Source organism: Cyanobium sp. WAJ14-Wanaka (assembly GCF_024345375.1).
In the GTDB taxonomy this organism is placed as follows: domain Bacteria; phylum Cyanobacteriota; class Cyanobacteriia; order PCC-6307; family Cyanobiaceae; genus Cyanobium_A.
The window spans coordinates 939,558-964,761 of the sequence record NZ_JAGQAZ010000001.1; the positions used below are offsets into that span (position 1 = coordinate 939,558).

The 25,204-nt window shown below is 61.7% G+C and carries 32 protein-coding genes; 14 read left to right on the plus strand and 18 right to left on the minus strand.

Annotation, left to right across the window (positions count from 1 at the left end):
- Positions 1 to 36 precede the first annotated feature (36 nt).
- Positions 37 to 402: an AbrB family transcriptional regulator gene (locus tag KBY49_RS05290; RefSeq protein WP_254933685.1), complete on the minus strand. Its 366-nt coding sequence runs from the start codon at positions 400 to 402 to the stop codon at positions 37 to 39.
- 103 nt (positions 403 to 505) lie between these two features.
- On the opposite strand from KBY49_RS05290, the gene KBY49_RS05295 reads away from it, so the two are divergent.
- Both KBY49_RS05295 and KBY49_RS05300 read left to right on the plus strand, forming a co-directional pair.
- Positions 506 to 982: a GNAT family N-acetyltransferase gene (locus KBY49_RS05295; RefSeq protein ID WP_254933686.1), complete on the plus strand. Its 477-nt coding sequence runs from the start codon at positions 506 to 508 to the stop codon at positions 980 to 982.
- 19 nt (positions 983 to 1,001) lie between these two features.
- Positions 1,002 to 1,538 carry a Nif11 domain/cupin domain-containing protein gene (locus KBY49_RS05300; protein ID WP_254933687.1) on the plus strand — a complete coding sequence of 179 codons (537 nt, stop codon included), beginning with the start codon at positions 1,002 to 1,004 and terminating at the stop codon, positions 1,536 to 1,538.
- On the opposite strand, the gene KBY49_RS05305 is transcribed toward KBY49_RS05300, so the two are convergent.
- Genes KBY49_RS05305 through KBY49_RS05325 form a run of 5 tightly spaced genes read right to left on the minus strand, consistent with a single transcriptional unit; the run spans position 1,474 to position 4,032 of the window.
- Positions 1,474 to 1,968 carry a phosphate-starvation-inducible PsiE family protein gene (locus KBY49_RS05305; protein ID WP_254933688.1) on the minus strand — a complete coding sequence of 165 codons (495 nt, stop codon included), beginning with the start codon at positions 1,966 to 1,968 and terminating at the stop codon, positions 1,474 to 1,476. The genes KBY49_RS05300 and KBY49_RS05305 overlap by 65 nt on opposite strands.
- 15 nt (positions 1,969 to 1,983) lie before the next feature.
- Entirely contained in the window at positions 1,984 to 2,271 is a 288-nt protein-coding gene (locus KBY49_RS05310; RefSeq protein WP_254933689.1) for a hypothetical protein, read from the minus strand.
- 57 nt (positions 2,272 to 2,328) lie between these two features.
- Entirely contained in the window at positions 2,329 to 2,724 is a 396-nt protein-coding gene (locus KBY49_RS05315) for a hypothetical protein (RefSeq protein ID WP_254933690.1), read from the minus strand.
- Positions 2,693 to 3,070, minus strand: a complete 378-nt coding sequence (locus tag KBY49_RS05320; protein WP_254933691.1) for a YkvA family protein — start codon at positions 3,068 to 3,070, stop codon at positions 2,693 to 2,695. Before KBY49_RS05320 ends, KBY49_RS05315 begins: the two co-directional genes overlap by 32 nt.
- A gap of 38 nt (positions 3,071 to 3,108) precedes the next feature.
- Positions 3,109 to 4,032 carry an RNA polymerase sigma factor RpoD/SigA gene (locus KBY49_RS05325; RefSeq protein ID WP_254933692.1) on the minus strand — a complete coding sequence of 308 codons (924 nt, stop codon included), beginning with the start codon at positions 4,030 to 4,032 and terminating at the stop codon, positions 3,109 to 3,111.
- Between the two features lie 179 nt (positions 4,033 to 4,211).
- Between KBY49_RS05325 and KBY49_RS05330 the strand changes: the two genes are divergently transcribed.
- Both KBY49_RS05330 and KBY49_RS05335 read left to right on the plus strand, forming a co-directional pair.
- Positions 4,212 to 4,712: a DUF2214 family protein gene (locus tag KBY49_RS05330; protein ID WP_254933693.1), complete on the plus strand. Its 501-nt coding sequence runs from the start codon at positions 4,212 to 4,214 to the stop codon at positions 4,710 to 4,712.
- Positions 4,712 to 5,470: a peptidase gene (locus tag KBY49_RS05335; RefSeq protein WP_254933694.1), complete on the plus strand. Its 759-nt coding sequence runs from the start codon at positions 4,712 to 4,714 to the stop codon at positions 5,468 to 5,470. The genes KBY49_RS05330 and KBY49_RS05335 overlap by 1 nt, the downstream gene beginning before the upstream one ends.
- Here KBY49_RS05335 and hisIE read toward each other — a convergent pair.
- The gene (gene hisIE, locus KBY49_RS05340; protein WP_254933695.1) at positions 5,409 to 6,104 is read right to left on the minus strand and encodes a bifunctional phosphoribosyl-AMP cyclohydrolase/phosphoribosyl-ATP diphosphatase HisIE; all 696 of its coding nucleotides are present in this window, start codon (positions 6,102 to 6,104) and stop codon (positions 5,409 to 5,411) included. The genes KBY49_RS05335 and hisIE overlap by 62 nt on opposite strands.
- Before the next feature lie 68 nt (positions 6,105 to 6,172).
- Between hisIE and KBY49_RS05345 the strand changes: the two genes are divergently transcribed.
- Together KBY49_RS05345 and KBY49_RS05350 are read left to right on the plus strand one after the other, a co-directional pair.
- Positions 6,173 to 6,631 carry a 6-carboxytetrahydropterin synthase gene (locus KBY49_RS05345; RefSeq protein ID WP_254933696.1) on the plus strand — a complete coding sequence of 153 codons (459 nt, stop codon included), beginning with the start codon at positions 6,173 to 6,175 and terminating at the stop codon, positions 6,629 to 6,631.
- A gap of 112 nt (positions 6,632 to 6,743) precedes the next feature.
- On the plus strand, positions 6,744 to 8,912 hold the full coding sequence (locus KBY49_RS05350) for a glutamine synthetase III (protein WP_254934036.1): 2,169 nt from the start codon (positions 6,744 to 6,746) through the stop codon (positions 8,910 to 8,912).
- 13 nt (positions 8,913 to 8,925) lie between these two features.
- Here the strand turns inward: KBY49_RS05350 and KBY49_RS05355 are convergent, their stop codons facing one another.
- The 3 genes from KBY49_RS05355 to KBY49_RS05365 form a co-directional block, all read right to left on the minus strand.
- Positions 8,926 to 9,321 (minus strand): MerR family transcriptional regulator, encoded by a 396-nt coding sequence (locus tag KBY49_RS05355; RefSeq protein WP_254933697.1) that lies wholly within the window; start codon positions 9,319 to 9,321, stop codon positions 8,926 to 8,928.
- Between the two features lie 123 nt (positions 9,322 to 9,444).
- Positions 9,445 to 10,842, minus strand: a complete 1,398-nt coding sequence (locus KBY49_RS05360) for an iron uptake porin (protein WP_254933698.1) — start codon at positions 10,840 to 10,842, stop codon at positions 9,445 to 9,447.
- A 51-nt stretch (positions 10,843 to 10,893) separates the two neighbouring features.
- Positions 10,894 to 11,331, minus strand: coding sequence for a transcriptional repressor (locus KBY49_RS05365; protein ID WP_254933699.1), 438 nt, complete (start codon positions 11,329 to 11,331; stop codon positions 10,894 to 10,896).
- Between the two features lie 185 nt (positions 11,332 to 11,516).
- On the opposite strand from KBY49_RS05365, the gene KBY49_RS05370 reads away from it, so the two are divergent.
- The 6 genes from KBY49_RS05370 (at position 11,517) to KBY49_RS05395 (ending at position 16,690) form a co-directional block, all read left to right on the plus strand.
- Positions 11,517 to 12,458 (plus strand): metal ABC transporter solute-binding protein, Zn/Mn family, encoded by a 942-nt coding sequence (locus KBY49_RS05370; RefSeq protein ID WP_254933700.1) that lies wholly within the window; start codon positions 11,517 to 11,519, stop codon positions 12,456 to 12,458.
- Positions 12,459 to 12,464: 6 nt separating this feature from the next.
- Complete coding sequence (locus KBY49_RS05375; RefSeq protein WP_254933701.1) at positions 12,465 to 13,259, plus strand: metal ABC transporter ATP-binding protein; 795 nt, start codon at positions 12,465 to 12,467, stop codon at positions 13,257 to 13,259.
- On the plus strand, positions 13,252 to 14,091 hold the full coding sequence (locus tag KBY49_RS05380) for a metal ABC transporter permease (protein WP_254933702.1): 840 nt from the start codon (positions 13,252 to 13,254) through the stop codon (positions 14,089 to 14,091). The genes KBY49_RS05375 and KBY49_RS05380 overlap by 8 nt, the downstream gene beginning before the upstream one ends.
- Positions 14,092 to 14,109: 18 nt before the next feature.
- Positions 14,110 to 15,261: a fatty acid desaturase gene (locus KBY49_RS05385; RefSeq protein ID WP_254933703.1), complete on the plus strand. Its 1,152-nt coding sequence runs from the start codon at positions 14,110 to 14,112 to the stop codon at positions 15,259 to 15,261.
- 151 nt (positions 15,262 to 15,412) lie between these two features.
- Positions 15,413 to 16,480, plus strand: coding sequence for a GTP-binding protein (locus KBY49_RS05390; RefSeq protein ID WP_254933704.1), 1,068 nt, complete (start codon positions 15,413 to 15,415; stop codon positions 16,478 to 16,480).
- Between the two features lie 66 nt (positions 16,481 to 16,546).
- Entirely contained in the window at positions 16,547 to 16,690 is a 144-nt protein-coding gene (locus KBY49_RS05395; protein WP_254933705.1) for a hypothetical protein, read from the plus strand.
- Positions 16,691 to 16,703: 13 nt separating this feature from the next.
- On the opposite strand, the gene KBY49_RS05400 is transcribed toward KBY49_RS05395, so the two are convergent.
- The 6 genes from KBY49_RS05400 to KBY49_RS05425 form a co-directional block, all read right to left on the minus strand.
- A complete protein-coding gene (locus KBY49_RS05400; protein WP_254933706.1) occupies positions 16,704 to 17,162 on the minus strand; it encodes a Fur family transcriptional regulator in 459 nt (152 codons plus the stop codon).
- 142 nt (positions 17,163 to 17,304) lie between these two features.
- Positions 17,305 to 17,922 (minus strand): YqhA family protein, encoded by a 618-nt coding sequence (locus KBY49_RS05405; RefSeq protein ID WP_254933707.1) that lies wholly within the window; start codon positions 17,920 to 17,922, stop codon positions 17,305 to 17,307.
- Between the two features lie 91 nt (positions 17,923 to 18,013).
- Complete coding sequence (locus tag KBY49_RS05410) at positions 18,014 to 18,961, minus strand: lysylphosphatidylglycerol synthase domain-containing protein (protein WP_254933708.1); 948 nt, start codon at positions 18,959 to 18,961, stop codon at positions 18,014 to 18,016.
- On the minus strand, positions 18,958 to 20,187 hold the full coding sequence (gene larC / locus KBY49_RS05415) for a nickel pincer cofactor biosynthesis protein LarC (RefSeq protein WP_254933709.1): 1,230 nt from the start codon (positions 20,185 to 20,187) through the stop codon (positions 18,958 to 18,960). The genes KBY49_RS05410 and larC overlap by 4 nt, the downstream gene beginning before the upstream one ends.
- The gene (locus KBY49_RS05420) at positions 20,184 to 20,858 is read right to left on the minus strand and encodes a hypothetical protein (protein WP_254933710.1); all 675 of its coding nucleotides are present in this window, start codon (positions 20,856 to 20,858) and stop codon (positions 20,184 to 20,186) included. The genes larC and KBY49_RS05420 overlap by 4 nt, the downstream gene beginning before the upstream one ends.
- Before the next feature lie 34 nt (positions 20,859 to 20,892).
- The gene (locus tag KBY49_RS05425) at positions 20,893 to 21,534 is read right to left on the minus strand and encodes a hypothetical protein (RefSeq protein ID WP_254933711.1); all 642 of its coding nucleotides are present in this window, start codon (positions 21,532 to 21,534) and stop codon (positions 20,893 to 20,895) included.
- Positions 21,535 to 21,556: 22 nt separating this feature from the next.
- Here KBY49_RS05425 and KBY49_RS05430 point away from each other — a divergent pair, with 22 nt between their 5' ends.
- On the plus strand, positions 21,557 to 22,477 hold the full coding sequence (locus KBY49_RS05430) for a lipopolysaccharide assembly protein LapB (protein WP_254933712.1): 921 nt from the start codon (positions 21,557 to 21,559) through the stop codon (positions 22,475 to 22,477).
- Here the strand turns inward: KBY49_RS05430 and KBY49_RS05435 are convergent.
- Positions 22,410 to 22,745 carry a hypothetical protein gene (locus tag KBY49_RS05435; RefSeq protein WP_254933713.1) on the minus strand — a complete coding sequence of 112 codons (336 nt, stop codon included), beginning with the start codon at positions 22,743 to 22,745 and terminating at the stop codon, positions 22,410 to 22,412. The genes KBY49_RS05430 and KBY49_RS05435 overlap by 68 nt on opposite strands.
- Positions 22,746 to 22,834: 89 nt before the next feature.
- On the opposite strand from KBY49_RS05435, the gene xth reads away from it, so the two are divergent.
- Positions 22,835 to 23,641, plus strand: coding sequence for an exodeoxyribonuclease III (gene xth / locus KBY49_RS05440; protein WP_254933714.1), 807 nt, complete (start codon positions 22,835 to 22,837; stop codon positions 23,639 to 23,641).
- 3 nt (positions 23,642 to 23,644) lie between these two features.
- Here xth and KBY49_RS05445 read toward each other — a convergent pair whose 3' ends face one another.
- Complete coding sequence (locus KBY49_RS05445; protein ID WP_254933715.1) at positions 23,645 to 25,117, minus strand: FAD-linked oxidase C-terminal domain-containing protein; 1,473 nt, start codon at positions 25,115 to 25,117, stop codon at positions 23,645 to 23,647.
- Between the last annotated feature and the right edge of the window lie 87 nt (positions 25,118 to 25,204).

The following is a 25,204-nucleotide window of genomic DNA, read 5'->3' on the forward strand; positions in this document are numbered from 1 at the left end:
CAGGGCTTTACTTACTTCAGGCAGATGCCTGAGGAATCAATCTTCGTCTTCGTCGGTGGCGCCAGCGGGAATTAGGCGAATCTGCTTGCGACCCAGTTTGATTTCAAAATCATCGCCGGGCTTGAGATCCAGCAGAGCCGTGTAGGCCTTGCCGATCAGCAGGTTGCCATTGCCCTGGACAGTGGCCACATAGCTGAGCTTGCGACCGCCTTTGCCCATTTTGCTGGAACCGCCCAGCTCAACTCCCTTAGCTTCAAGCAGGGCCTCATAGAAGGCAGTGAAATTCAGGCGATCACCGCCGTCCTTCTTGCCAGAGACATAACCACAGGCCCTAACAATGTCGGATTTGCCGACGTCGCCAAGCTCCTTTACCTTGGCAAGCAATTCTGATCCTGTAAGCATCGCGTTACGTGAAATGTTGAACAGTCCTGGGTGATCACCCAGAGAAGACCTACAGAACATACACCATCAGCACAATTATTCAAGCCCGAAAACTCTCTCTTCCATGGATCTCCTGCGGACACTCAACCTCAATGATCGTGATGAGATCGCGCTGGTGTATGCCGACGCCGTAAGAAGCCAAGCCAGCGCTCTCTATACAGCTGAACAAGTTGAAGCTTGGGCCAACCATGCTTGGCAGGATGGGGGTTTTGATCAAGCATTGCTAGCTGGTCAGGGCCTGGCCAGCCTTTCCAGTGCAACTAGCAATGCCAGCATTGAGGCCTTTGGGGTACTGGATCCAATTGATCGTCTTTCCCTCCTCTATTGCAGAGGCCGATCCTGCCGCCAGGGCAGAAGCGGCCAGCTCCTGGAAGGCCTAGGGCAATTGGCCCGCAAAGGGGGCTGCCGGCAATTGCGAACGGAGGCCAGCCAACTCTCCAGGCCCCTTTTACTGCGGCAGGGCTGGCAGGTGGAGCAAGAGGAGGAAGTGCTGTTTGCTGGCACAGCCTTCGTGCGTTGGCGCATGATCAAGTTTCTGTAAACACCTACAAGCGAGCCCCGTGGCCCAAGAGCAACTGCTGCAGTTCCTTGAAAAGGTGCGCCAACTCAATCAATTTGTCGCCTTGACTGAGGCCCAACCGGCCCTGCGCCAACAGCTTGAAGACTGCAGCAACCACCAGCAGGTGGTCAATTTGGCCCGCGAGCATGGCCTTGAGATTGGTCGCCGCTGGGGGGAACTCCAACAACCAGAACAACCGGCAAAACAGAGCAACATCTTTTCGAGCCCATGTCCGCCCCCGGGCCATGAGACCCACCAGCTGTTAATCGAGCAGCCAGGCCTGCGCATCGAGCAAATCCACTCCTGTGGTTACGCCAGCCCCAGGGATTTTTGGTACGACCAACCGGAGCAGGAATGGGTACTGCTGATGCAGGGATGCGCCGAACTTCAGTTTGAGGATGAAGCCCAATCACGCCACCTGGGCCCAGGCGACAGCCTGTTGATTGGGGCCCATCGGCGCCATCGGCTCGTGGCTACTGATCCAGCGCCGGGCTGCGTTTGGCTGGCCCTGTTCTGGCCGGTGGTTGGCGCAGGTTGAGGGTTCGCACCAACCAAAAGGCACCCCCCAGGGCCAACACTGCCAAACCCAAGCCAGCCAAAAGGGCGGGCTTATTTTCTGCCCCAGGCGGCAAAACAATCACCTTGCGGGCCACGGCCGTCATCGCCGTAAGCAACACCAGCTCAATTTGCACCACATGGCGGCGCAGATAGGAGGTGATGTTTTGAAGCACCTCAATGGCAATCAATAGGGTGAGCAAATCACCCAGCAACTGGTTGAGCTTGCTGGCCATCCAGGGGGTGGACGGTGCCAATAACGCCCAAAAAACCTGGCCGATTAGCTGGATGGTGCCGGCGACCATCACCACAAACAGCACCACACTCAGGACCTTGGCGAGCTGGTGCTCCGCCAGGTCCGCTAACTCAAGAAATCGGGCATCAGCCCACTGGTTACGAAGGCGCTTGAACACAGTGATTAGGGAGCCTTAATTTTGGAAATAGTTGAACTGGGGCTTGGCCTGGGTGTCGCTAGGCGGATTGACCAGCCGGGTGTCACAGGTGATGGTGCCGTCGTCGGCCATTAGGCAATTGGACGGCTCCACCTTGGTCTCAGGGCCCACCGAGGGCCCAGGGCTCCAAAGGAATCGCTGGGCCTGGGCCTGGGCCGGAGCAGCCAGCAATGCCGATGCCGCCCATAGGGATAAAACAGTTGTGCCCATTGCCAGAAGTAGGCCAACGGAGCCGCTGCGGTTGGGCTGGGAATGGCCAGGCATGGATGGCATCACTGGGATCGCGTTACTCGATGTCACCACTTTGCCTGGGCTGGGGCGTTAGGGATTGTGATCCTCTCGAATTTCCTGCAGCAGCAGATCCAATTGCCCCAAGGAAGCCTCCAGGCTTGGGGTGCCGAGATCAGCTTCTGGGCTAGCAAGGGGTGGTCGGGAAGCTGCGCCGCTGGATGGGGCCCAGCCGTCCTCCCCGTACCAAAGGTCTTCGATCCCGCACAGCTGCTGAACCAAGCCATCGAGGCCCGAGCGGCTGTAGGTGCGGTTGAGCTCCTCCAACAAAACCGGCATGCGAATCGAAGCTGCCCGCAGGGCCCTCCGCAGGTCGGCCTGGGTCCGGCCCGTGTGGCGCAGCCAGTCCTTGAGAAACGACTGGAGATCCTCTAGCTGCTCGGCCGTGAGGGTGGATCTATTTGGGCTGGGGGAATTTGTTGAGGACATCAGCTTTAGCGGCCGAGGGAGTCAAATGACGGGCACATAGCCCCAATAGGGCAGTCATGGCAACCAGATCATCGCTGAAACCCAAAGCTGGGATGAAATCGGGAATCCCGTCCATCGGCATCAGTAAGTAGGTGAGGGCCGCAAGCACCGTCGCCTTAACAGTGGCGGGGGTTTGGGGGTCGAGCAGCAGCTCCAGGCACTCCAAAGCTGGCCGAGCCACCAGGCGCCCGGCCCGCCGCAGCACCCGGATCATCAGCATTTCATCAACGACCTTGCTCTCCAGCACTTCGGCCTCAAGGGGGGCATCAGCCCAGGGCCCCGCTCCAGATTTGGCTTCGCTCGTCATCGAAAAAGCCTAGGCAACTCCCCCTGGGGCGGGGCCGCCTAGACCACCTCCACCAGGCCGCTCTCAATGCCGGTGCGGCGCATCTTGCGCAGGGCCCGTTGCAGCATCTGGCGGCAGTACTCGCGACTGCAGTTGAGGTACTTCGACACCTCGGCCAGGGTGCGCCACTCGTTGCCGCCATCAAGGCCAAAGCGCAGCATCACCACGGTGCGTTCCTTCGGGGTCAGGCTGGAGCGATCAAGCAGGGTCCAAACCGAGGCCGAACGCTCAGCCAATTCGGCCTTTTCCATGGGGGCCAGCTCACTGCTGGGCAGCACATCCACCAACTCGGAAGGATCATTCTTCGACTTGACCACCCCCTGCAGGCTGACGGTGATACTGCGCAGCTCGCAACCCAGCAGCTCCACTACCTCCTCGATCGGCAGCTTCAACATCACCGCCAAATGGGAAGCGGTTGGCAATACCCCATTGGCCTGCAGATAGCGGGCCTTGGCAGCCCGCAACCGGGTGAGCCTTTCATTCACGTTCACCGGAATACGAATGGTGCGGCTCTGGGTGGAAAGGGCACGGTTAAGACCCTGGCGAATCCACCAGTAGGCATAGGTGCTGAAGCGGTGCCCCCTGGTGGGGTCGTATTTCTCCACGGCACGGGCCAGGCCCAAGGTGCCCTCCTGGATCAGATCCAACAGATCCAGACCCTTATTTTGATAGCGCTTGGCCAGGTTGACCACCAGGCGCAAGTTGGCGGTAATCATTTGATTTTTTGCCCTCTCGCCCACCTTCATGGTGCGTAGCTCAAGGTCGTTGTATTCGCAGGCAGGCCCCGCACCACCGGCTTCCATGCAGCGCTGCTGCAACACCACCATCGACTGCACCTTGCGGCCCAGGATGAGCTCCTGCTCAGGATTTAACAGGGAATGGCGACCGATCTCGCCGAGATAGGCACTCAACGAGCTCGCCATGTTTCACCTCCTTTATTAAAGAAATCTAGGGGGATTTAGCGGGCTTAGTAAAAGCAGCCGAAAAGCTTCCGACTTTCAATTTTACTACTGATTTCAGGAAGATTTCATATTTAACCAATTCACCCCAGACAGGGGTCGACAGGCAGCCGCTACGGTTGCTCCACTCTGAAAAAGGCCCCATGGGCGTCGCCCACACCCTTTTTGCCGCCATCCCCCCAGAAGTGCTGAGCCGCGCTGGCGTGGCCTATCTCCACTACGTGAGCTTCATGGTCTGTTTTGGGGCCCTGGTCCTGGAGCGCCGCCTAATCAAGGCAGATCCGAGCAAGCAGGAAGCCACCTTGATGGTGATCACCGATGTGGTCTACGGCTTGGCGGCCTTGGCCGTGCTGGGTTCGGGAATTCTGCGGGTGCTCTATTTCGGCCAGGGGGCGGAGTTTTACACGGAGAACCCCCTGTTTTGGTGGAAGGTTGGGGTCTACCTGGCCGTTGGCGGCCTTTCCCTCTACCCAACCATCACCTACATCCTCTGGGCCCTGCCCCTGAGCAAAGGGGAGCTGCCCAAGGTGAGCGAGGCCCTGGCCACCCGGCTGGGCTGGATTCTCAATATTGAGCTGGTGGGCTTTGCCCTGATTCCCCTGATGGCAACCCTGATGTCCCGGGGTGTGGGCTTGCCCAGCTGATGAAGGCTTGGGCGACGGCCACGGCTTTGGCGACGGCCACGGCTTTGGCGACCTGTCTTGGTGGGATGGCCCTGGCCAATCCAGCGATCCCCAACCAGCCAGCCACCAGCCCCCCTGCCAGCCCCATCTCTGGTCCCATCTCCGGCGACTACCGGGACAAACTGCGCAGCACCCCCTGGGGATGGCCAATCCTTCCCCATTGGCGGGTATGGGTCGAACCTGCTGCCACCACTGGCCCAGACGCCCTTTGGGACCAGCGCTGGCTGGGCGCCATAGAGGGGGCCCTGGGCCACTGGCAGGGGGTGCTGTCGGTTGAGAGGGTGGATGATCCAGCCCAGGCCCAAATCCTGATTTTTCGCCGCAGGCCGCCGATCCGCAACCAGCGGGCCAGCCACGGCCGCGCAGAGCTGGAGCTGGTGCGCCGGCAGACGGCCACGGGCTGGCAACTCGAACCAAAGGTGAGTGTGGCCATCAGCCCCGGCCAAGGCCCCAAGGCGATCGAGGCCACCGCCCTCCACGAACTGGGCCATGCCTTTGGCCTTTGGGGCCACAGCGACAACCCCGCAGATGCCATGGCCGTGGCCCCTGGGGCCAAACCGATTCTTAAGCTGAGCGAGCGCGATCGCGCCACCCTGCGCTGGCTTTACGGCCAACCGGGCCTCAAGCTTGAAGCTGGGCCAGTCACTCCCACCCCAGTCACTCCCGCCGGGGCCCTCCCCGGCGGGTCGCCAAAACCTCCTGAACCTGGCGCCAACTAACGCCATGGTGGGCTAGGGCCACCTGCAGGTGGAAGACAATATCGGCCGCCTCAGCTGCGATTTCAGCGGCGTTGTTGTCCTTGCAGGCCATCACAAATTCGGCACTCTCCTCACCGATTTTCTTGAGGATCCGGTTGTCGCCCCCCTCCAGCAGCTTGTTGGTGTAGCTGCCTGGCTCCGGAGAATCACGGCGAGCCTCGATCACCCGCATCAACTCGGTGCATACATCCGCCGGAGGCGGAGCCGCCTGGGGGCCACCGGCGCTGGGCAAGGGGCCCTCGTCGTAGAAACAGCTGCGGGCTCCGGTATGGCACGCCCCGGCCCCCTGCTGTTCGATGGTCAGCAGCAGCACGTCGGCATCGCAGTCGTAGCGCAGGCCCCGCAGGCGCTGGATCTGGCCGCTGGTGGCGCCCTTGTGCCAGAGCTCCTGGCGTGAGCGGCTCCAGTAGTGCACCTCCCCGCTTTGGAGGGTGTGCTCGATCGCCTGCCTGTTCATCCAGGCCACCATCAACACGGCCCCATCGAGCCAGTCCTGGGCCACGGCGGGGATGAGGCCGGCCTCGTTAAAACGGAGCGCACGGATCAAATCTGGATCCGGGGCCTGAAATGATGCCTGCACGGGCAGCCGATCCATTTGGGCCAATCTTCCCGCAACAGCCGCCAAGCCCACAACCATCCACTGCCCTTGATGTTTCCCAGGGAATGACCGCCGCCCTCACCTGTTCGAAGACCTTTGGCGGCTTTCCCTGCTGCCATCGCCAATGGCGCCATCCTGGCCATTGCCGCTTTGTGCATGGCTACAGCCGCAGTTTCACCTGCTGGTTTGGGGCCCGGGAGCTAGATCAATGCGGCTTTGTGGTGGATTTCTCCAGCCTTGGGGCCCTTGAGGCCCAGCTGGCCGAGCAGTTTGACCACACCTTTCTGGTGAATGCCGACGATCCCCTGCTCGAGCAATGGCAAGACCTGCACCAGCAGGGCGCCCTCGATTTGCGGGTGATGCAAAACGTGGGCATGGAGGCCAGCGCCCAACTGGTCTGGACCTGGGCCAACGATCTGCTCAGGAGCCGGGATGGTGGCCGCAGCTACTGCCTGAAGGTAGAAGCCCGAGAAAATGAAAAAAACGCCGCCTACTACGAAGCCACTCCCAGCTGGATCGGTTGATTTGAAGAAAAAAGCCCCCTAGCCCGGGGAGCCGTGCTTGTGAGTTTGGTAACAACAGCGTCGCCAGGGGGGAGGGCCGTTGCTATTGGATCAATACAACAACAGTGTCTCCATGCCCAGCCCCCAACGTCTTGCGGCCCTGCAGACGATCCAGCAGCGGCCCGCCACCTTGACCCCTGGCCCCCAAAAGCTTGATGAGCTGTGGGCCAGCGATGTCTTCGGCCTCGACAAGATGAAGGCGGCGCTGCCGAAGGAGATCTTCAAGTCGGTGCAGCGCACCATCAAGGAGGGCAGCAAGCTCGACGTTTCGGTGGCCAACGTGGTGGCCCAGGCGATGAAGGAATGGGCCACCGGCCGCGGTGCCCTCTACTACTCCCACGTCTTTTATCCCCTCACCAACTCCACGGCGGAGAAGCACGACGGCTTCATCTCGCCCCAGGGCGATGGCACCGCGATCACCGAATTCACCGGCAAGTTGTTGGTGCAGGGTGAACCCGACGGTTCCTCCTTCCCCAATGGAGGCATCCGCTCCACCTTCGAGGCCCGCGGCTACACCGCCTGGGACATCACCAGCCCGGCCTGGCTGATGGAGACGCCCAACGGCATCACCCTCTGTATCCCCACGGTGTTCGTCTCCTGGACCGGAGAGGCCCTCGACAAGAAAACCCCCCTGCTGCGTTCCATCGCGGCGGTCAACAAGGAGGCCCACAAGCTGCTCAGCCTGCTGGGCGAAACCAACATTGCCCCGGTCAATTCCAGCTGCGGCGCAGAGCAGGAATATTTCCTGATCGACAGCGCCTATGTACCCCTGCGCCCCGACCTGCTGCTGGCCGGTCGCACCCTGTTTGGCAGGCCCTCCGCCAAGGGCCAGCAATTCGACGACCACTACTTCGGCGCCATCCCTGAGCGGGTGCAGGTGTTCATGCAGGAGGTGGAGCGGCAGATGTATCGGCTGGGGATCCCCGCCAAAACCCGCCACAACGAGGTGGCCCCATCCCAGTTCGAGATTGCCCCCTTCTTCGAGGCGGCCAACGTGGCCACCGACCACCAACAGCTGACGATGACAATCCTTCGCAGCACTGCGAAGAAGCATGGTCTGGCCTGCCTGCTGCATGAGAAACCCTTCGCCGGCATCAACGGCTCGGGCAAACACGTCAATTGGTCGATTGGCAATGCCACCCAGGGGAACCTGCTGGATCCCGGCCAAACCCCCCACAAAAACCTGCAGTTCCTGCTCTTCTGTGGTGCCGTCATTCGCGGGGTCCATCTCTATGGCCCCCTGCTGCGGGCCGTGATCGCCACCGCCAGCAACGACCACCGGCTCGGTGCCAACGAGGCCCCGCCGGCAATCATTTCCGTCTACCTCGGCAGCCAGCTGGAGGACGTCTTCAACCAGATCAGGGAGGGCCGGCTCTCCGGTTCATCGATCGGTGGCGTGATGGATTTCGGGGTTGAAACCCTGCCGGAATTCGACAAGGACGCGGGGGATCGCAACCGCACCTCCCCCTTCGCCTTCACCGGCAATCGCTTCGAATTCCGCGCCGTGGGCTCTGGCCAATCGGTGGCCGGTCCGCTGGTGTCGCTAAACACGATCTTGGCCGATTCCCTCGCCTGGATCGCCAGCGAACTTTCCAGCAAGTTGGCCAGTGGCATGGGCCTGGAGGAAGGGGCCTTGGCGGTGCTCAAGACCGTGGTTGAACAGCACGGCGCCGTGGTGTTTGGCGGCAACGGCTACTCCGATGAGTGGCACCGGATGGCCGTGGAGGAGCGGGGCCTGGAAAACCTGCGCACCACCGCCGATGCCCTACCCGTGCTGACCCGCCCAGCCATCCGCGAATTGTTTGAGCGCACGGGGGTGCTCACCGGGGTGGAACTGGAAAGCCGCTTCGAGGTCTACGCCGAGCAATACATCCTGGCGATCGATGTGGAGGCCAAGCTGGCGGTCCAAATCGCCCGCACCCAGGTATATCCAGCGGCAATTCGCTATCTGGGCGAATTGGCGGGATCGCTCCAACTTCAGAGCACCCTTGGCATTCAGGTGGCTCCGGAAAATACAAAGCAGGTTGCAGCCCTTTGCCAGTCGCTGATGGACATCAGCGGCCAGCTGCAAAGCGCGATCGACCAACCGCCCCATGGCACGGAAGAGCACCTGCGCTATTCCGCCAGCACCCTGGTGCCCCTGATGGATGAGCTACGCGGGGTGGTCGACGGCCTCGAGGCCCTAGTCGACGACAACCTTTGGCCATTGCCCACCTACCAGGAGATGCTTTTCGTCCGCTAGAAGCTGCGTACCCCTAGGACTTGACCCCTCCGCAATCTTGCCAACCGGCAAGGAGGTGGTCAAGTTCTTCTTTCATAACTAGCAGCTCACTGACGCGCCTTTCAATGGAGGCAGACTGGCCTTGGATACTATTTTTCAGGGTCGCGCAGTTGCATACACCAGACCTGCGCACGTCCAATATCTTGCGAATCTCCCCCACCGGCACATCCATCGACCGAAGGGCGCGAATGATTACCAGATCCGCCACAGCGTGCTGATCAAATAGGCGATAGCCCCCTTCCGAGCGGCAACTCGGTACCACCAAGCCCTGGTCGCAATAAAAACGGATTGTTTTAACCGAAAGCCCGGTGTTTTTGGCCACCTGGCCAATCTTCAGGGCCGGCCCATCGGAATAATTATCTGAAGCCATCCTTAATCACCTTTTAGCCACCTAATGGCCAACCCTGAATAGAGGTGGGTACTTCACAGCAAATTCAACCGAAACCATGGTGGGTTGTCGGGGCCGGGCGCATCAATGCTGGGCTAGGCCAGGCTAGAAGCGGAAGGTGGTCTTGACCAGGGCGCCGACTTGACTCCCGCCGCCGGCTGCATCTTGGTTGCCGGCGTTATTCAGATAGAAAATTGCCGGCGTCAGGGAAATTGCATCGGTGATCTGCCACTGATACCACCACTCCCAAGCCCACACCCCCGATTCAGTGGTGGCGCCATTGCTAGTGGAGCTGGCGAAGGCGGGCTGGCCCAAGCCCATGCCAAAGCTATTGCCCTTGGCGAGCACATCAGACCACTGCAGGCCCACCATCCAGGACTGGCTGGTGCCGAGATCGTTGCCGGAGCTTTTGTTGATGCCATAGCCGGCACTAATCGAGGGGACCCAGCCCGCCTGGGAGGGTTGCCAGAAACCACTAAGGCCGAAGGCGTTGGTGGTGGCCCCTCCCCCAGCCTCTGGCGCGATTTGGCTGGTGACAAAAGAAGTGGCCCCCGGCACATCCACGCCGGCATCCAGATAGGAATAGATAGCGGCAATACCCCAATTTTCCTTGCCATAACCCAGCTGGACCGTGCTGGTGCCCGCAGAAGCACTGTTAAACAGGCCCTCTGAGGAATTCGCTGCATTGGCAGCTACGTAGTTAGCACTCACGCTCCAACCGTTGTCCTGCCACCAGAGGCCAAAACCAGGGCCAAGGTTTTTGTTGTAGGCCAGGGGCGCCCCGTTGAGGGTGAGGACGTTGAGGATGGTGTCGCTGGGATAGGCACTGGGCCAGAGCGCCAGCATGTCTTCCTGGCCCACCCGGCCGCCCAGGGTGGCGGTGAACTTGCCGCCGATCGGGAACTGGTAATAGAGCTTGTCGATACCGACCAGGTCGGGGCCGCCCTCCTCCTGGAATGCAATCTCCAGGCTGGAAAGCCCCCCTCCAAAGGCATTGCGATCGCCATCGAAGTTGCCTGAGCGCAGCACGGTGCGCAGTAGGTCCTTGCCCGTGAAGCTGGTGTCGAGGCTGAGCTGTAGGTCGTAGTTGAAGGTGACCTGGCCGCCGGCGGGGTTGTTACTGACGCCCCCCACCACAAAGGTGGCCAGACCCGACAGTTTGGTGGTGGTGGAGAACTGATTAGCTTCCAGGGTGCCTACGCGGGCATCAAGACCGTCAACACGGCCCTTGAGGATGGCGAGCTCCTTTTGGAACTCGCTCATCAGCTTCTTCAGTTCGTCGGTGGTCTCGGTAACGCGATCGAGGCAGGCGTTGAGCAGGGCAGCTGCTTCAAAGCGGGTAATCGCCTGGCCGCCCTTGTAGGTGCCGTTGGGGTAACCGGCGACGCAGCCGTAGCGCTCGATCAGGTTCGAAAGGGCCTGGTAAGCCCAGTCGGTGGGCTTGACGTCAGAGAACTGACTGATGCTGGTGACTTGCTCGTCGGCGATGGCAGCAGGTGCCATGGGAGCCAGCAGGCCCAGAACAGAGGGAGCAATTAAAAGGATTCTCATTCTTTATGCCAGTTTTGGCTCTGCCTCTAGAGGCTGGAGCTGGGCGGCTTGCTGGAGCTGGCAACTCTGGCAGAGGCCGAAAAATTCCAGGGTGTGGAACAGCAGTTGAAAGCCAAAGGTTTGCCCACCATGCAGGTGCACCCCATGCATCGGGCACTGGGGCAAGACCACGGTGGTGCCGCAGTCGACACAGGTCAGGTGGTGCTCATCCCGTTCGGCGGGGGCAAAAAGGGCCTCTCCACTGGGTAGGTGCCGGCAACGAATTAAGCCCCACTGCTGCAACTGGCGCAGGTTGCGATACACCGTCGCCAAGCCCATGGGCTGGCTGCCCTGGCGCAAACGGGCGTGCAGGTCCTGGCCAGAGAGTTCGCGCTTGGCCCTGCGCAACTGCGACAACAACAGCTGCTGGCGGTCGCTGGGGGCGGCAACCTGGGAGGTCATGGCCAGATCGGCTGGAGCTGAATGCATTGATCCTATGGAGATATTCCCTTCCCCACCCGGTCAGTGGCCCAACAACAACACCTAGCCAGCGGGTAGCCAATGGCCAGTAGACTGAGAATCATTCTCACAAATGCCAGGGAGAGGCTGGGGCCGTTTTCGCCCTTTCAGGCCCCCCGATTCCCTCGATGAAGTCGATGCATCCCTGGATTGGCCGGGTAGGCGTTCTGTTCTTGGCCCTAGCCGCGGCCTCCTGCGGAGCACCCCGACCAGGCGCAGAGAGGGCCTCAAAACCCAAGCAGCTGCAGGTAGTCACCACCTTCCTGCCCATCAGCCTGTTCACCCGAGCCTTAGCAGGGGATTGCGCCACGGTCACGCAGCTGATCCCAGCCAACGGTGGGCCCCATGATTTTCAGGCCAAACCAGGTGATCTGCTTGCCCTGAAACAGGCGAATGTGCTGGTCAAGAATGGCCTGGAGATGGAGGGTTTTCTCAACAAGCTGGTGGCCTCAGCCGCCAACCCCAAACTGATCGTTATCGACTCCAGCCGGGGCGTTGCCACCCTCGATTCCCCCGAAGAGCATGGCCATGGGGGCCATACCCACGGCGAGGTGAACCCCCACATCTGGCTGGATCCATTGCGGGCAATTCAGCAGGTGGAAACCATCCGAGCTGGCCTGGTGAAAGCAAATCCCAGCTGCGCCGAGGGCTACAAACGCAATGCAGCCAGCTACACATCCCAGCTGCGGGCCCTGAACGCCGAGATTGCAGGTCAGCTCAAGCCCTACAGCGGCAAAACCTTCGTTGCCTTCCACGATTTCGCCCCCTACTTTGCCCAGCGCTACGGCCTCAAGGCCGATTTCCTGGTGGATGTGCCGGAGCTGAATCCCAGTCCTGCCGATCTACGGCGGGTGGCCGCTGAAGTGAAGCAAACCCAGCTCAAGGCCCTGCTCAGCGAACCCCAGGAGGGTCAGCGCTCCTTCAATACCCTGGCCCAAGACCTGGGGGTAAAAATCAGTGTGTTTGACCCCCTCGAAACCGGCGCAGCCCTGGCCGCCGACAACCCCAGTACCTATCTTCAAGTGATGCGGCGCAACGTGGCCGACCTGATCCAGGCCTTTGGTGGTTGATCACTGATGGGGCAGCAACCGGTGGTGCAGGTGCAGGACCTAAGTGTCCAGCGCGATGGCCAATTGGCCGTGGATGGGGTGAGCTTTCAGCTCGAACCAGAAACGGACACGGCCCTGGTGGGGCCCAATGGGGCCGGTAAAAGCACGCTGGTGGCCGCCCTGCTCGGCTTGCTGCCCAGATCCGCTGGCACTGTTCAAATCCTCGGCCAGCAAATGGGTCCGGCTGGAGAGCTGCCCCGTTCGGTGCGCGCCCAGATTTCCTACTTGCCCCAGACCCTGGCGCTCCAGGGACGTTTCCCCCTGACGGTGGCTGAATTCGTGGGCTTTGGCTTTGATCCACCCGGCCCAAACCTGGCCTGGCTTGGGGGCCGGCGCCGCAGCCAGGCGGTGGCTGGGGCCCTTGAACGCACAGCCTGCTCCGATTTGGCGGAAAGGTTGTTAAACGAGCTCTCCGGTGGCCAGCTCAAGCGGGTGCTGTTGGCGTTTTGCGTAGTACGGCCCCGGCAACTGTTGGTGCTAGATGAGGCCCAGGCCGGCCTCGATGCCCCTTCCAGCGAACAGTTTCAGCAGTTGTTGCTGGAGTTGCGCCGCCAGGAGGGCTGGACCGTGCTGCAGGTGTCGCACGACCTCGACATGGTCAGACGCAGCTCTGATCAGGTGCTTTGCCTCAACCGCCGGCTGCGTTGTAGCGGCAGCCCAGACCATGCCCTGAGCTCGGCGCGCCTAGCGGAGCTCTATGGGGCCAACGTGGTGCCCTATCGCCACCAACACCACACCCCCAGCAAGGAAAACCATGGTTGATGCCTCGGGGGTGGCGGCGGTGCTGACCCAGCCGTTCATGCAGCGGGCCCTGGTGGGTGGCCTGCTCACCGGCGGCCTGGGAGGTTTGCTGGGAAGCTTTGCGGTGTTGCGGCAACTGTCTTTCTTCAGCGATGCCCTCGGCCATTCGGCCCTGCTCGGGATCAGCATCGGCATCCTCTTAGGGGTCAACCCCACCCTGGTGCTGATTCCCTTCGCCGTGCTTTTTGCCCTGCTGGTGAACCAATTGGTGGCCCGCAGTGGGTTGCCGGCCGATGCCCTGCTCAATATAGTCTATTCCAGCTCCCTGGCCTTCGCCGTGGTGGCCCTGAGCCTGGTGGAGACCTACCGGGGCGGCATCCAGCAGCTGCTATTCGGCGACATCCTCGGAATCAGTTGGAGCGATCTGGGCGTAATTGCCCTGCTTCTAGTTGCGGCCACTGTTTACCTGGGCCTGAGCCTGCGGGCCCAGGTGCTGCTTACCCTCAGCGACGATCTGGCCGGAGCCCTAGGGGTGCGGGCAAACCGCCATCGCCTCGCCTTCATCATCCTGCTGGCGGTGGTGGTGGCAGTGTCAATTAAGGCCGTCGGCGTATTGCTAATCAGCGCCTTTGTGGTGATCCCAGCCTGCGCCGCCCGCTTGCTGAGCCGGCGCTTCCCCGTCTACGTGCTGATATCGGCGGGCCTGGGGGGCAGCTGTGCCCTATTGGGCCTACTTGGTTCCGGCCTTACCAACCTGCCCTCCGGCCCCTGTGTGGTGATCGTCCAGTTCAGTGGCTTTTTATTGGCGCTCGCGCTCACCAGCCGGAGGCGTTTCGCCGCCGCCAGTAGCTAGTCCCCTAGGTTCGCTGCCATGGGCACCAAAATCCGGCGAAGCGACTTTGTTATTGCTCCCTATGTCCGCAGCAGCAACCGCCGCGGCGCCCTCCAGGTTTTAAACACCATTGGGCCCTACCTAGCCGCCTGGGCCCTGGCCATTCAGGCCGCCCAGCATGCCGTCTGGGCCCTGCCCCTAATAGGGGTGGTGCTGGTGCTATTTGCCCTGCGTTGCTTTTCGCTAATGCACGACTGCGGGCACCAATCCCTATTTCGCAGCCCCCAGCTAAACCGCATTGCAGGCTTTCTGCTCGGACTAATCAATGCAATGCCCCAATTGGCCTGGTCAAAGGACCACGCCTACCACCACCGCACCAACGGCGACTGGGAGCGCTACCGCGGCGTGGCCGACTTCCTCTCCACCCAGGAATTTGCCGAGCTCAGCCGCCGGCAGCAATGGTTCTACGGATTCCTGCGCCACCCATTGATGGCCATTCCAGGCGGCTTTTTTTACCTTGCACTCCAACCGCGCCTATCCCTACTGCAGGAACTAGCCAAAGCCCTTCGCACCGGGAAAATTTCCAAGGACCCAGAATTTTGGGACCTACTGCTCAATAACATCTGCGTATTTGGCATTTTGATTCTGGCCGGCAACACCTGGGGCTACGGATTAATCCTGGGCATGTATAGCTTGACCCTGACATTTGCCGCCATGTTTTTTATCTGGATCTTCTTTGTCCAGCATATTTTCGAGGGCACCTATGCCCACCGCACTGAGGGCTGGAACTCCCTCGAAGGGGCCCTATCTGGCACCAGCTACCTGGTACTACCAGCCCTATTGAACTGGTTTACGGCTGATATCGGCTACCACAATATCCACCACCTATCCGAGCGAATCCCCAACTACAACCTCAGGGCCGCCCACCTGGCCAATGCCCACCTACTCAAGGAGGTGCCCAAGCTCAAACTAGGGACCATGCTTGGTTGCTCAAAATTTAGGCTCTGGGACAGGGAGCATCAACGGTTGGTCGCCATTGCTTCTAGTACTGATGCTGGTGACTTGCTCGTCGGCGATGGCAGCAGGTGCCAGGGGAGCCAGCAGGCCCAGAACAGCAGGGGCAACCAGCAGCTGCTTAAACAATTTCATGGTGGTCCTCACACGAGCTGGCGCAATGCGCCGCAGCAATGATGCGCTAAAGCTCCTTTGGACAGCCTCTAGGGGAGGCAAGTGCGAGGGTTTGGACACCTGCCCCAGCTACCGGCCCGGCAGAGATTGGGGATGGCAAAGCCCCTACCGCCACCTCGCTTCCTAATGTTTAGGTAAGCGGCACACCCGATCCATGAGCCCCAGCAGCACCGCCAGCGCCAAGCCCCTACCCGTAACGATCCTTACCGGCTTCCTGGGTGCGGGCAAAACGACCCTGCTGAACCACATCCTCAGCAATCAGCAGGGCCTAAAAACCGCCGTGCTGGTGAATGAATTTGGTGAAATCGGCATCGACAACGACCTGGTGGTGGCCACCGGCGAAGACATGGTGGAGCTGAGCAATGGCTGCATTTGCTGCTCCATAAACGGAGAGTTGCTGGAAGCCGTTTATCGAATTCTGGATCGCCCCGATCCCGTGGACTACCTGGTGGTCGAAACCACGGGCCTCGCCGATCCCCTCCCCGTGGCGATGACCTTCCTGGGCAGCGACCTACGCGACCAGACCCGGCTCGATTCGATCATCACCCTGGTAGACGCCGAAAACTTCAGCGATGAGCTGCTGGAGGGGGAGGTTGCCAGGGCCCAAATCGTCTACAGCGACATGCTGCTGCTCAACAAGTGCGACCTGGTGGAGGAGGAACGCCTAGGTGCCCTTGAAAAACAGCTGCGGGAAATCAAAACCGATGCCCGCATCCTGCGGTCGGTCAAAGGGGAGGTCTCCCTGGCGCTGTTGCTGAGTGTGGGCCTATTTGAGAGCGACAAGGTGGTGGTCGCCCAAAACCACGACGACTGCGACCACGACCACGGTGAATGCGTCCATGAGCATGGGCATGAGCATCACGAGCACGCCCATCACCAGCACGAGCATCACGACCATCCAGATCACCAGGCGATTGAGGGGTTCACTTCCCTGTCGTTTGCAGCAGAGGGCCCCTTTGCCCTGCGCAAATTCCAAAACTTCCTCGACAACCAGCTGCCTGGCTCGGTTTTCAGGGCAAAAGGCATCCTCTGGTTCAACGAAAGTGAGCGGCGCCACGTGTTTCACCTGGCCGGCAAACGCTTTTCGATCGACGATTCCGATTGGCCCAGCCAGGAGCGCAAAAACCAAATCGTTTTAATCGGCAAAAAGCTGGATCACGCCAAGTTGCGCCAGCAACTGCAAGCCTGCGTGGCCAAAAATGCCGGCAAGGGGTTCAGCTAAAGGGGAACGGTTGCTACACCACTTCAGTCGAAACCGACTAGATTTGTCACATCTCGCAGGTAAGTCATGGCCGAACTGCTCCTATTCACCGGGGTTTTGGCTGTGCTGGCCCTGGCCTTCCTGCTCACCGCCGACTCCGACGACGACAATGGCGGCGGCGGCCTGATGCAGCCGGTGCTGGTGCCAGTTCGAGTGCGCCAGAACCGCTAGACCTTCCAGGCCCCTAGCCAGCAGCGCAATCTGGGCAAAGGGCTCGCACGTTTAGAACACACTCCAGTAGGCGAAAACCATGGCTGCCGGCAGCCTGTTCGCCAGCTGCCAAAACCTCAGCGTTTTCAAATTCCTCAGTGCGACCGCAGCGAACGCACACCAGGTGGTGGTGGTCGCGGTGGGCATCGCTTGCCAATTCAAAACGGCGGCCGCCCTCGGGGAGCTCCAATTCCTGGAGCAGGCCCATGCCGCTCAGCAAACGCAGGGTGCGATAAACCGTTGCCAGCGAAACCCTCTCCTCGCTGCGCAGCAAACGTTGGTGCACCTCCTCCGCACCGAGATGGCTACCTTCGCCGATTCGCTCAAAAAGCTCGAGCACCTTTTGGCGCTGGGGGGTTAGGCGCTGGCCGCGGTCATGCAGGCTGGAGCGCAGTCCCGTGGTGCTGCCGACTGGGCTGGCTGGCGAAGGCACGGCACTGGGCTGGGCTGGAACTTCTCAACAATAGGCACAGTTGCGAATAAACGCCACCGCCTCCACCGACTCCTCAGTCTTTACCGCCTGCACCGTCTTCACGTAGGAAACCGTGGAAAAAAGGTGGTTGATTTTTGGCGAATTAGTGCTTTTTCTCAACCTTTAGGGAGAGCAGGAAACTACTCAGGGCAAGCGCCAACACACAAAGGCAGAAATAGGCCAGTGTTTGCACATCTTTAACCTCAATCGAAAGCATGGCCTTGAAAGCCGACACAATCAACGCCACGATCAACACCTTGACCAGCTTTTCCTTGAGCTGATCGAGATTCTTGATATCTAGTAGACCCGAACCATCGGCATGGTTGGTCTCCTCGCGATAGGCATCTAGCGGCGAAAGCAGCAATTCATAGAGTCCATAGCCGAATATCAACAAAGCAACCCCAATCAGATAAAAATCAATGCCAGAAACCATCCCAGCCAAAGCCTTGTAGTAAGAGATTTCTGCATGGCCTCCCGGCTTTTCAAAGTAAACACCGATCGAATAAAAAATCTCACGGGTGCCTATGGCAAAGGTCAGCAGGGTGCTGAGCAGGCTCATCAACACCGGCACAATTGCAATCAGCCGAAACCGCCAAATCATGCGTTCTAGGCGCAATTCGAGTTGCTTGGCAAGCCTGGAGCGCCTGGGGACCTGGGGAACTTCCTGCATCGGAAAATCAACTTCTTTCTGCAGCATAGCTGCTAATTCAACCGCGCCCAAACAAATAACCGAGCTAATCAGCCATCACAAGGGCACCTCAAATAAATTGGGATTTATTAATTTGACGGCACAAATTTTGCAATGACCGGCTTTAGCTTCGATCCACACCAGAACTCCCACCATTGATCCTGGCTGCATCAAGGCGGGCAGTGGAGGCCGCCAGTAAATCTGCCAGGCTCACCACCAGCCGGTAGCTGATGGCGATGGCCAGGATCGGGGCTTCTGGCACGGCAAAGCCCAGCCTCAGCAGCAACACGGCCTCAAAAACCCCCAGCCCCCCCGGGGCCCCTGGCACCACCAGGCCGGCGGTCCAGGCCAGGGCGAAGCCCGCCAACCAGCCGGTCCACTCCAGGGACCACTGCAAATCAAAGGCCAGCACGCAGCAGGCAAAGCCCGCAAAGCGCAGCAGGACAAAACCCAGTTGGGCCAGCAGCAGGGGCCAGGGGTAGCTGGGCAGGCGGGGAGATTGGTCCACCAGGCCCTGCCAATTTTCCAATGCCAGCTCAGGAGCCCGGCGCCTTTCCAGCCACGCCAACAGGGGATTCAGCCAGCGGGGCAAGAGCAGCAGCAGGGGCAGTAGGCAGAGCAGGCCCAAGCCCCCCTGCAAACCACCCAAGGCCACCAGGGCCAGGGCCGTAACAGCGGCAACCAGGGGATCGAGCAACACGGCCAACAGGGCCACGCCCCCCGATGCCGGCGTTGCCAAGGGGGCACCCACACTCCGCAAAAGGTTGACCCTGGCGCTGAGGTGCCAGATCCCGCCTGGCAAATACTTGCGCAGGTTGGTTTGTAGGTAGGCCAGCACCAGGGCCTGCCAGCGGGGGATCAGGCCCAACCACTGCAGCACCACACCCAGGGCCAGGCCATTGGCCACCAGGCTGAGCAGGCTGAGGCCCACCCCCAGCAACAACCACAGCCAACCCTGGGCATCAAGGCTCAACTGCAACAGCTGCTGCCCGTGGCCCACCAGGGCCGCCAGCAAAAAGCCAGCACTCAGCAGCGAAATCCACTTCTTCAGATCCAGCGCCGCAAGCTTCACAGCAGTCCCTCCACCGCCGCCCTGACCTGGTCGAGGGCAAGCCCCTGGCTTTCCGACAGGGCCACCAAGTCGGCATGTTCCGCCTTAGCTCGCCAACGGCCATCGGGCAGCAGGGCCTCCTTAATCCCCACCTCCCCCCAGGGGGTTTGCAGCCTGCGGCTGCGGCGGGGCAGCACCCAGCGGTTTTGGGTGCTCTCCCTTAGGCCCAGGCTGCTGCTGTGCTGCCACCAAAGCAGGCGCAGCTCAGCGGCCATTTCCGGTCGCACCAGGGCCGTCACCAGCTGGCCCGGCCGGCCCTTTTTCATCGCAATCGCCTGGCTAAAAACCTCCAGGGCGCCCGCCTGGCGCAACCTCTCGAGCAGATAGGCCAAATCCTCTGGGGTCGCATCGTCCACCTGGGCCTGCTGCACCACCAGGGTTTCCAGGCTGGGCTGGGCGCTATCGCCAGCTTCTCGCTGCCCCAGGAGTTGGGGCGGGGAGGCCAGGGTGATGCGCAACAGGTTCGGGCGGGGGGGCTGATCGGCACCTACGGCGAACTGACGACTACCCAAACCCACCCCAATCGAAGCCGGCACATGGTCGGGGGCCTGACTAAAGCTTTGAACCCAGCAGGCCACCAGCGCCAGCCCCGTGGGGGTGGTGAGTTCCCCCGCTGGATAGGAGCCACTGCTGGCCAAAGGCACCTTTTTGAGGCGGGCCAGCTCCAGTACGGCAGGGGCAGGCAGGGGCAGGATTCCATGGGCCGTTTGAACCGAGCCATGGCCGGCTGGAGGGGGGGTGCAAACAAGCCCGTCCACGCCGAAATGGATTAGGCCGGCGCACACCCCCACCACATCCACCAGGGAATCCACCGCTCCCACCTCGTGGAAATGCACCTTTTCTGGCTCGATGCCATGGACTGCCGCCTCCGCCGTGGCCAGCAGGCCAAAAACCTCGAGCACCTTGCTTTTCAGAAGCTCGGGCCAGGCTGCCTGCTGGATCTGCAGGCGTAGTTGGGACCAATGCCGGTGGGGTGGCTGCTGCTCGAGCGGGGTCACCTCCAGGTGCAAGCCCCGCAAACCGGCGCTCTGGCGCTCCTCCAGCCCGAGGCGATAGGCCCGCTCCAGCCCCAGGGCCGCCAGGGGTAGGTCCACCACCTGCTGCGGCAATCCGAGATCGAAAAGGGCCGCCAGCAACATGTTGCCGGCCAAGCCAGAGGGGCAATCAACTATGGCCAGCCGACTCATCGCTCCAACTCCGGCGGCTGGGAAGCAGGCATGGCAGCAGGCTGGGAACGCACTAGGCGGGGAGCCATCTGCAGCAGCAGTTCAGCCTCAGACTCCAGTTCGGCCTGGCGTTGCCCCAACCACTGCTCCACCTCCCGGCGGGCCCGGCGTTGCTCCAGTTGGGCCATCTGGGCATCCTTGCCGGAAAGGCCCCAAAGGCGGCCCAAAAGGGCCCGGTCATCGGCCCCGCCCAAGCTCTCGCCATAGACCAGCTGTTCGGCCACCATGCCCGCCTGCAGCACCCGACTCCAGCGACGCAACTCCGCTGGCGCCAACTTGGCGTGGGCCGGCGGCTCCAGCTGGGTGCAGCCATTGCTCTGCAGGCCTGCCTGAAGACAGGCCAGGCTGCCCACCAGCACCTGGGCCACCGGCATCTGCTCATGGCCCGCCACCAAAACATGGCCGGCTTCGTGGACCGCAATGCGGCGCAACCGGGCTTCCCCGCCAGGTAGGGCCTCGGCCAAGAGATGGCCGCCGCGGCCACCAAAACGGGCCGCATCCACGGTGAGGGCCGCCAAACCAAAGCCTGCAGCCAGGGCAATCCAGGCGGGTGATAGTCCGAGCAGGGGCCCAACCACCGCAACGCCTGTGACCCCAAAAACCACGAAGCCAGCCCCCAGCGGTTGTTTCATGCGAGTGGGCTAGGGCTGGTTTGCACCCGATCGCCTAGCGACTGGGCCTGGCAGTCTTGGTGGCACTTCTGGCACCACCGGCCGCAGGGGGACGTTTCTTGCCGCCCCGGTTGCCGCGCTGGGCCACCGGACCCACCACTTCACAGGCTTCCACCTGCAGAAATTCGCCCTGGCGGCGCACATTCAGATCCACGAAGTGGCGCAGGTGCTCCAGGGGCACATCGCCCTTCAACTGCAGCTTGAACGGCACGGGCCTACTGCCATCGGGCCGGGGCATTTGCCGCACCTTGATCACCAAATCGCCAGTTTCAGGGCGGGTGTAGATCAGCTCCCCGCGGATGGAGAGGTAATCGTCGCCCTCGGGGATTTGGTCACTCGCTTCCGCATCTGCCAGGGTGCTGGGCTCCCAAACGCCGACCATCTGTAGATGCAGGCCAGCCTCCTCACGGGAGCGGGGATATACGACCCAAAGATGGGGTTCCTCGAGATTGATGTGGCGCTTCATCAAGGTGAGGAGGCGTCCTAAGACCACGGCATCTATTTCACTGCCATCTGCGGTGCGAATCATCCCCCGGGTGAGCTGGGCCGGATCGGCAGGCACGTAAATCCCCCGCACCACGCCAATGGCCCGGTACTGCATCGGTTCGGTGACCGGGGAAATCGGATGGTGACGCATGGCTACCAGTGTAAGCGTCCAAATGTCAGTGGGCGCAAGGGCCACGGCGGCCAAGGCAAACTGGAGCCAGCTGCACACCCGCCACCGGATGGCCCCTGCCCCGTCCCACCTGAAGCGCTGGCTATTGCTTGGGGCTGGGTGCCTGGTGGGCCTGGGCCTGGTCGGGGGCTGGTGGCTTGGTCAACTGCAATCGCCCCCCGGCAGGGCCAGCCAACAGCAGGCCCTAGGGCGCCAGGTGGCCGATTTGCAGAGCCAGCTCGACCGCGGCAACGCCTCTGCCGCCGATCAGCAACGCCTGCTGGAGCTATTGATTGGCCTCAATCGCCAGGCGGAGGCCACCCTGCTGGCCGAGCGGCTGGCCGACCAACAACCGGAGCGGCCGGGCCTGCGGCTGGTGCTGGCGGAGCTGCGCCGCTCCCAAAACGATCGGGCAGGCGCTGAACGGGAAGTGCGCCAACTGCTCAACCAAGATCCCAACAACATCCAGGCCCTGCAGTTGATGGCCCTGCTGCAGGTGGAATCGGGCCGGGGGGTGCTGGCCATCAGCCAACTGCAGGCGGCCTTTGATGGGGCAAGCAAGCCCCAACTACAGCCCCAGGCCCTTGACCTGGGGCTGCTGCTGGCGAATGTGCTCGAACGCCAGGGCCAAGGGGGCCAGGCCCAGGCCCTGCTGGTCAAGCTGGCCGCCGCCTTCCCCAAGGATCCCCGCCCCCAACTGGCCATGGCCCTGCTGCTGCACCAACGGGGCGACAACAGCGGCGCCCAGAAGGCCCTAGAGCTGGCCCGTCAAAGGGTGCCGGCCAAAAACCAGGCGGCCTGGAACGGGTTGGCCACGGCCTGGGGCCTGGAGGGCCTGGCTGCTGGAGGGCCTGGAGCTAAGGCGCCTTCACCTGGGCTGAACCCGCCTTCGGGGCAGGGGTTGCCGGGGCGTCAAAACCCTTGAGGGCCGCATCCACCGCATCGGACGGGTTGGTGGCCTCATCCATGGCACTGTTTTTGCGCAACTTGTTCATCAGGTCAATGGGATTGGCCGTGTTGAAGATGTTGGTGTCCTGGGATTTGCCGGAGCCGTAATCGAGCTCCCGCTGCATCTGGGGGCTGGAGTAGGTCTGGCCGGAGCCCGAAGCTGGCTGGCCCAAAGCCGACTGGGCCGTGGCCAAACCAAACCCCATCAAGGTGCCCACGCCAAGCACCAGAAACGATCTACCCATTTGGCACCCTTCCATGGCAGCACCCCCACTTATGGGCCGATGCTAGGGGACCCCACGGGACCCGACAGTTCCGTTTATTTGTTTTTTCGATGCGGATTGCCACCTGGAACGTCAATTCAGTTCGCACCCGCCTTGACCAGGTGGTGGCCTGGCTCGGGCAGGAAAGCCCCGATGTGCTCTGCCTTCAGGAAACCAAGGTGACCGATGAGCTGTTCCCCCGCAGTGCCTTTGAAGACCTCGGCTACCAGCTGGCGATCAGTGGCCAGAAGGCCTACAACGGCGTCGCCATGCTCAGCCTCTCTCCCCTGGAGGATGTGCAAATCGGCTTCGATGCCCTGCTGAGCGGTGATCCCGGGGCAGCCCAACTGAGCGAACAGAAGCGGGTGATCAGCGCCCTGGTGGAAGGGGTCAGGGTGCTCAATCTCTATGTGCCAAACGGTTCAGCCCTCAATTCGGAGAAATACCCCTACAAACTGGAATGGCTGGGCTGTCTGAAGCGTTATCTGGCAATCCAGGGCGACCAGGGCGACCCCCTCTGCATGGTGGGCGACTTCAACATTGGCCCTGAGGCGCGGGATCTGCCGGACCCAGGCCGCCAAACCGGCGGCATCATGGCCAGCACCCCTGAGCGCGAGGCCCTGCGCGAGGCCCTCGGGGAAAACCTCAGCGACGTGTTTCGAGTCTTCGAACCGGACACTGGCCACTGGAGCTGGTGGGATTACCGCTCCGGCGCCTGGGACCGCGACAGGGGCTGGCGGATCGATCACATCTATCTGAGCGAAGAGCTGCTCGACTGCGCCACTGGCTGCGTGATCCACAAGGCCACCCGAGGCAACATCCAACCCAGTGACCATGCCCCGGTCGTGGTCAATCTGGCCTGGCCGCCAGAGGAATAAAAATCAAAAAACCTCTGCCCCTGCCGGCAGGCGTACCCCCTCGGCCGCCAACACCTCGACCCGCCTGGCCGATTCGGCGCAGCTGCGGGGGGTGGGGAAGATCTTGCCCGGATTCGCCCTGCGCAGCGGATCAAAGGCCTGACGCACCAACTGCATGGTGGCCAGGTCGTCGCTGCTGTACATCCAATCGAGGTAGCAACGCTTATCGGAGCCCACCCCGTGCTCACCGGTGATGCTGCCGCCGGCATCGACGCACAGGCGCAGGATTGCGCCACCGAGTTCTTGGACCCGCTCCTTGATCCCCGGCTCATTGGCCCGATAGAGGATCAGGGGGTGGAGATTGCCATCTCCGGCATGGAACACATTCGCTACGGGCAGGCCATGGCTTTGGCTGAGCTGCTCGATCGCCGCCAACACCTGGGGCAGGGCGCTGCGGGGGACGACACCGTCCTGGAGGTAGTAATTGGGGTAGCTGCGGCCCAGGGCGGAAATCGCCGACTTCCGGCCCTTCCAGAGCAAATCCCGTTCGGCCTGATCCCAGGCCTGCCGCACCGAGCGGGCCCCCGCCTGGCGGCAAAAATCGGTGGCCAGCTCAACTGCTGCGGCCACCTCCCGCTCCTGACCATCGAGCTCGATCAACAGCACAGCCGCCGCATCGGCCGGGTATTCCTCGATCCCAAAGGCGTTGTTCACGGCCTCCAGGCAGAGGCGATCCATCATTTCCATGCCGGCCGGCAGCACCCCTGCCGCCGTAACCAGCCGCACGGCCTCACCGGCGGCTTCCATCGAGCTGAAATCGGCCAGGAGCACGGCCACGCTCTGGGGCTTGCGCAGCAACCTCAAGGTGATGGCCGTAGCCACACCCAGGGTGCCCTCACTACCGACAAAAGCTCCCCGTAAATCAAGCTCTGGGGCCTCATCGAGCTCGCTGCCCAGCTGGATCACGCTGCCATCGGGCAAAACCACTTCCATCGCCAAGACGTGGTTGCTGGTGACTCCGTATTTGAGGCAGTGCACCCCCCCGGAGTTTTCGGCGATGTTGCCGCCGATGCTGCAGGCCACCTGGCTGGAGGGATCGGGGGCGTAATAAAAGCCATCGCCCGCCACGGCCCGGGTTACCGAGTTGTTGATCACCCCTGGCTGCACGGTGATGCGTCGATTGGGCAGGTCGATTGCCAGCACCCGGCGCATGCGGCTGGTGGCGATCACCAGGCATTCGGTTTCGGCCACGGCCCCACCGGAAAGGCCCGTGCCACTGCCCCGGGCCACAAAGGGCACCCCCTCGCGATGGCAGAGCCCCAGCACCGCTGACACCTCAGCTGTGGTTTCTGGCAAAACCACCAGGGGCGGCTGGTGACGGCTAAGGGTCAGGCCGTCGCAGTCGTAGGAAAGCAGCTCCTGCCTGGCTGACACCACTGCCCTCTGGGGCAGCAGTTGGCGCAGTTGGCGTTCTAGAGCTGGCCAATTAATGCCCAATTGTTCTCGCCCCAACCCGCCAATTTTGGTGGGCTCAACTCGGGATCAACCTAACTAGTAACCGTTATTGCCGGTTCTGGGTCAAGA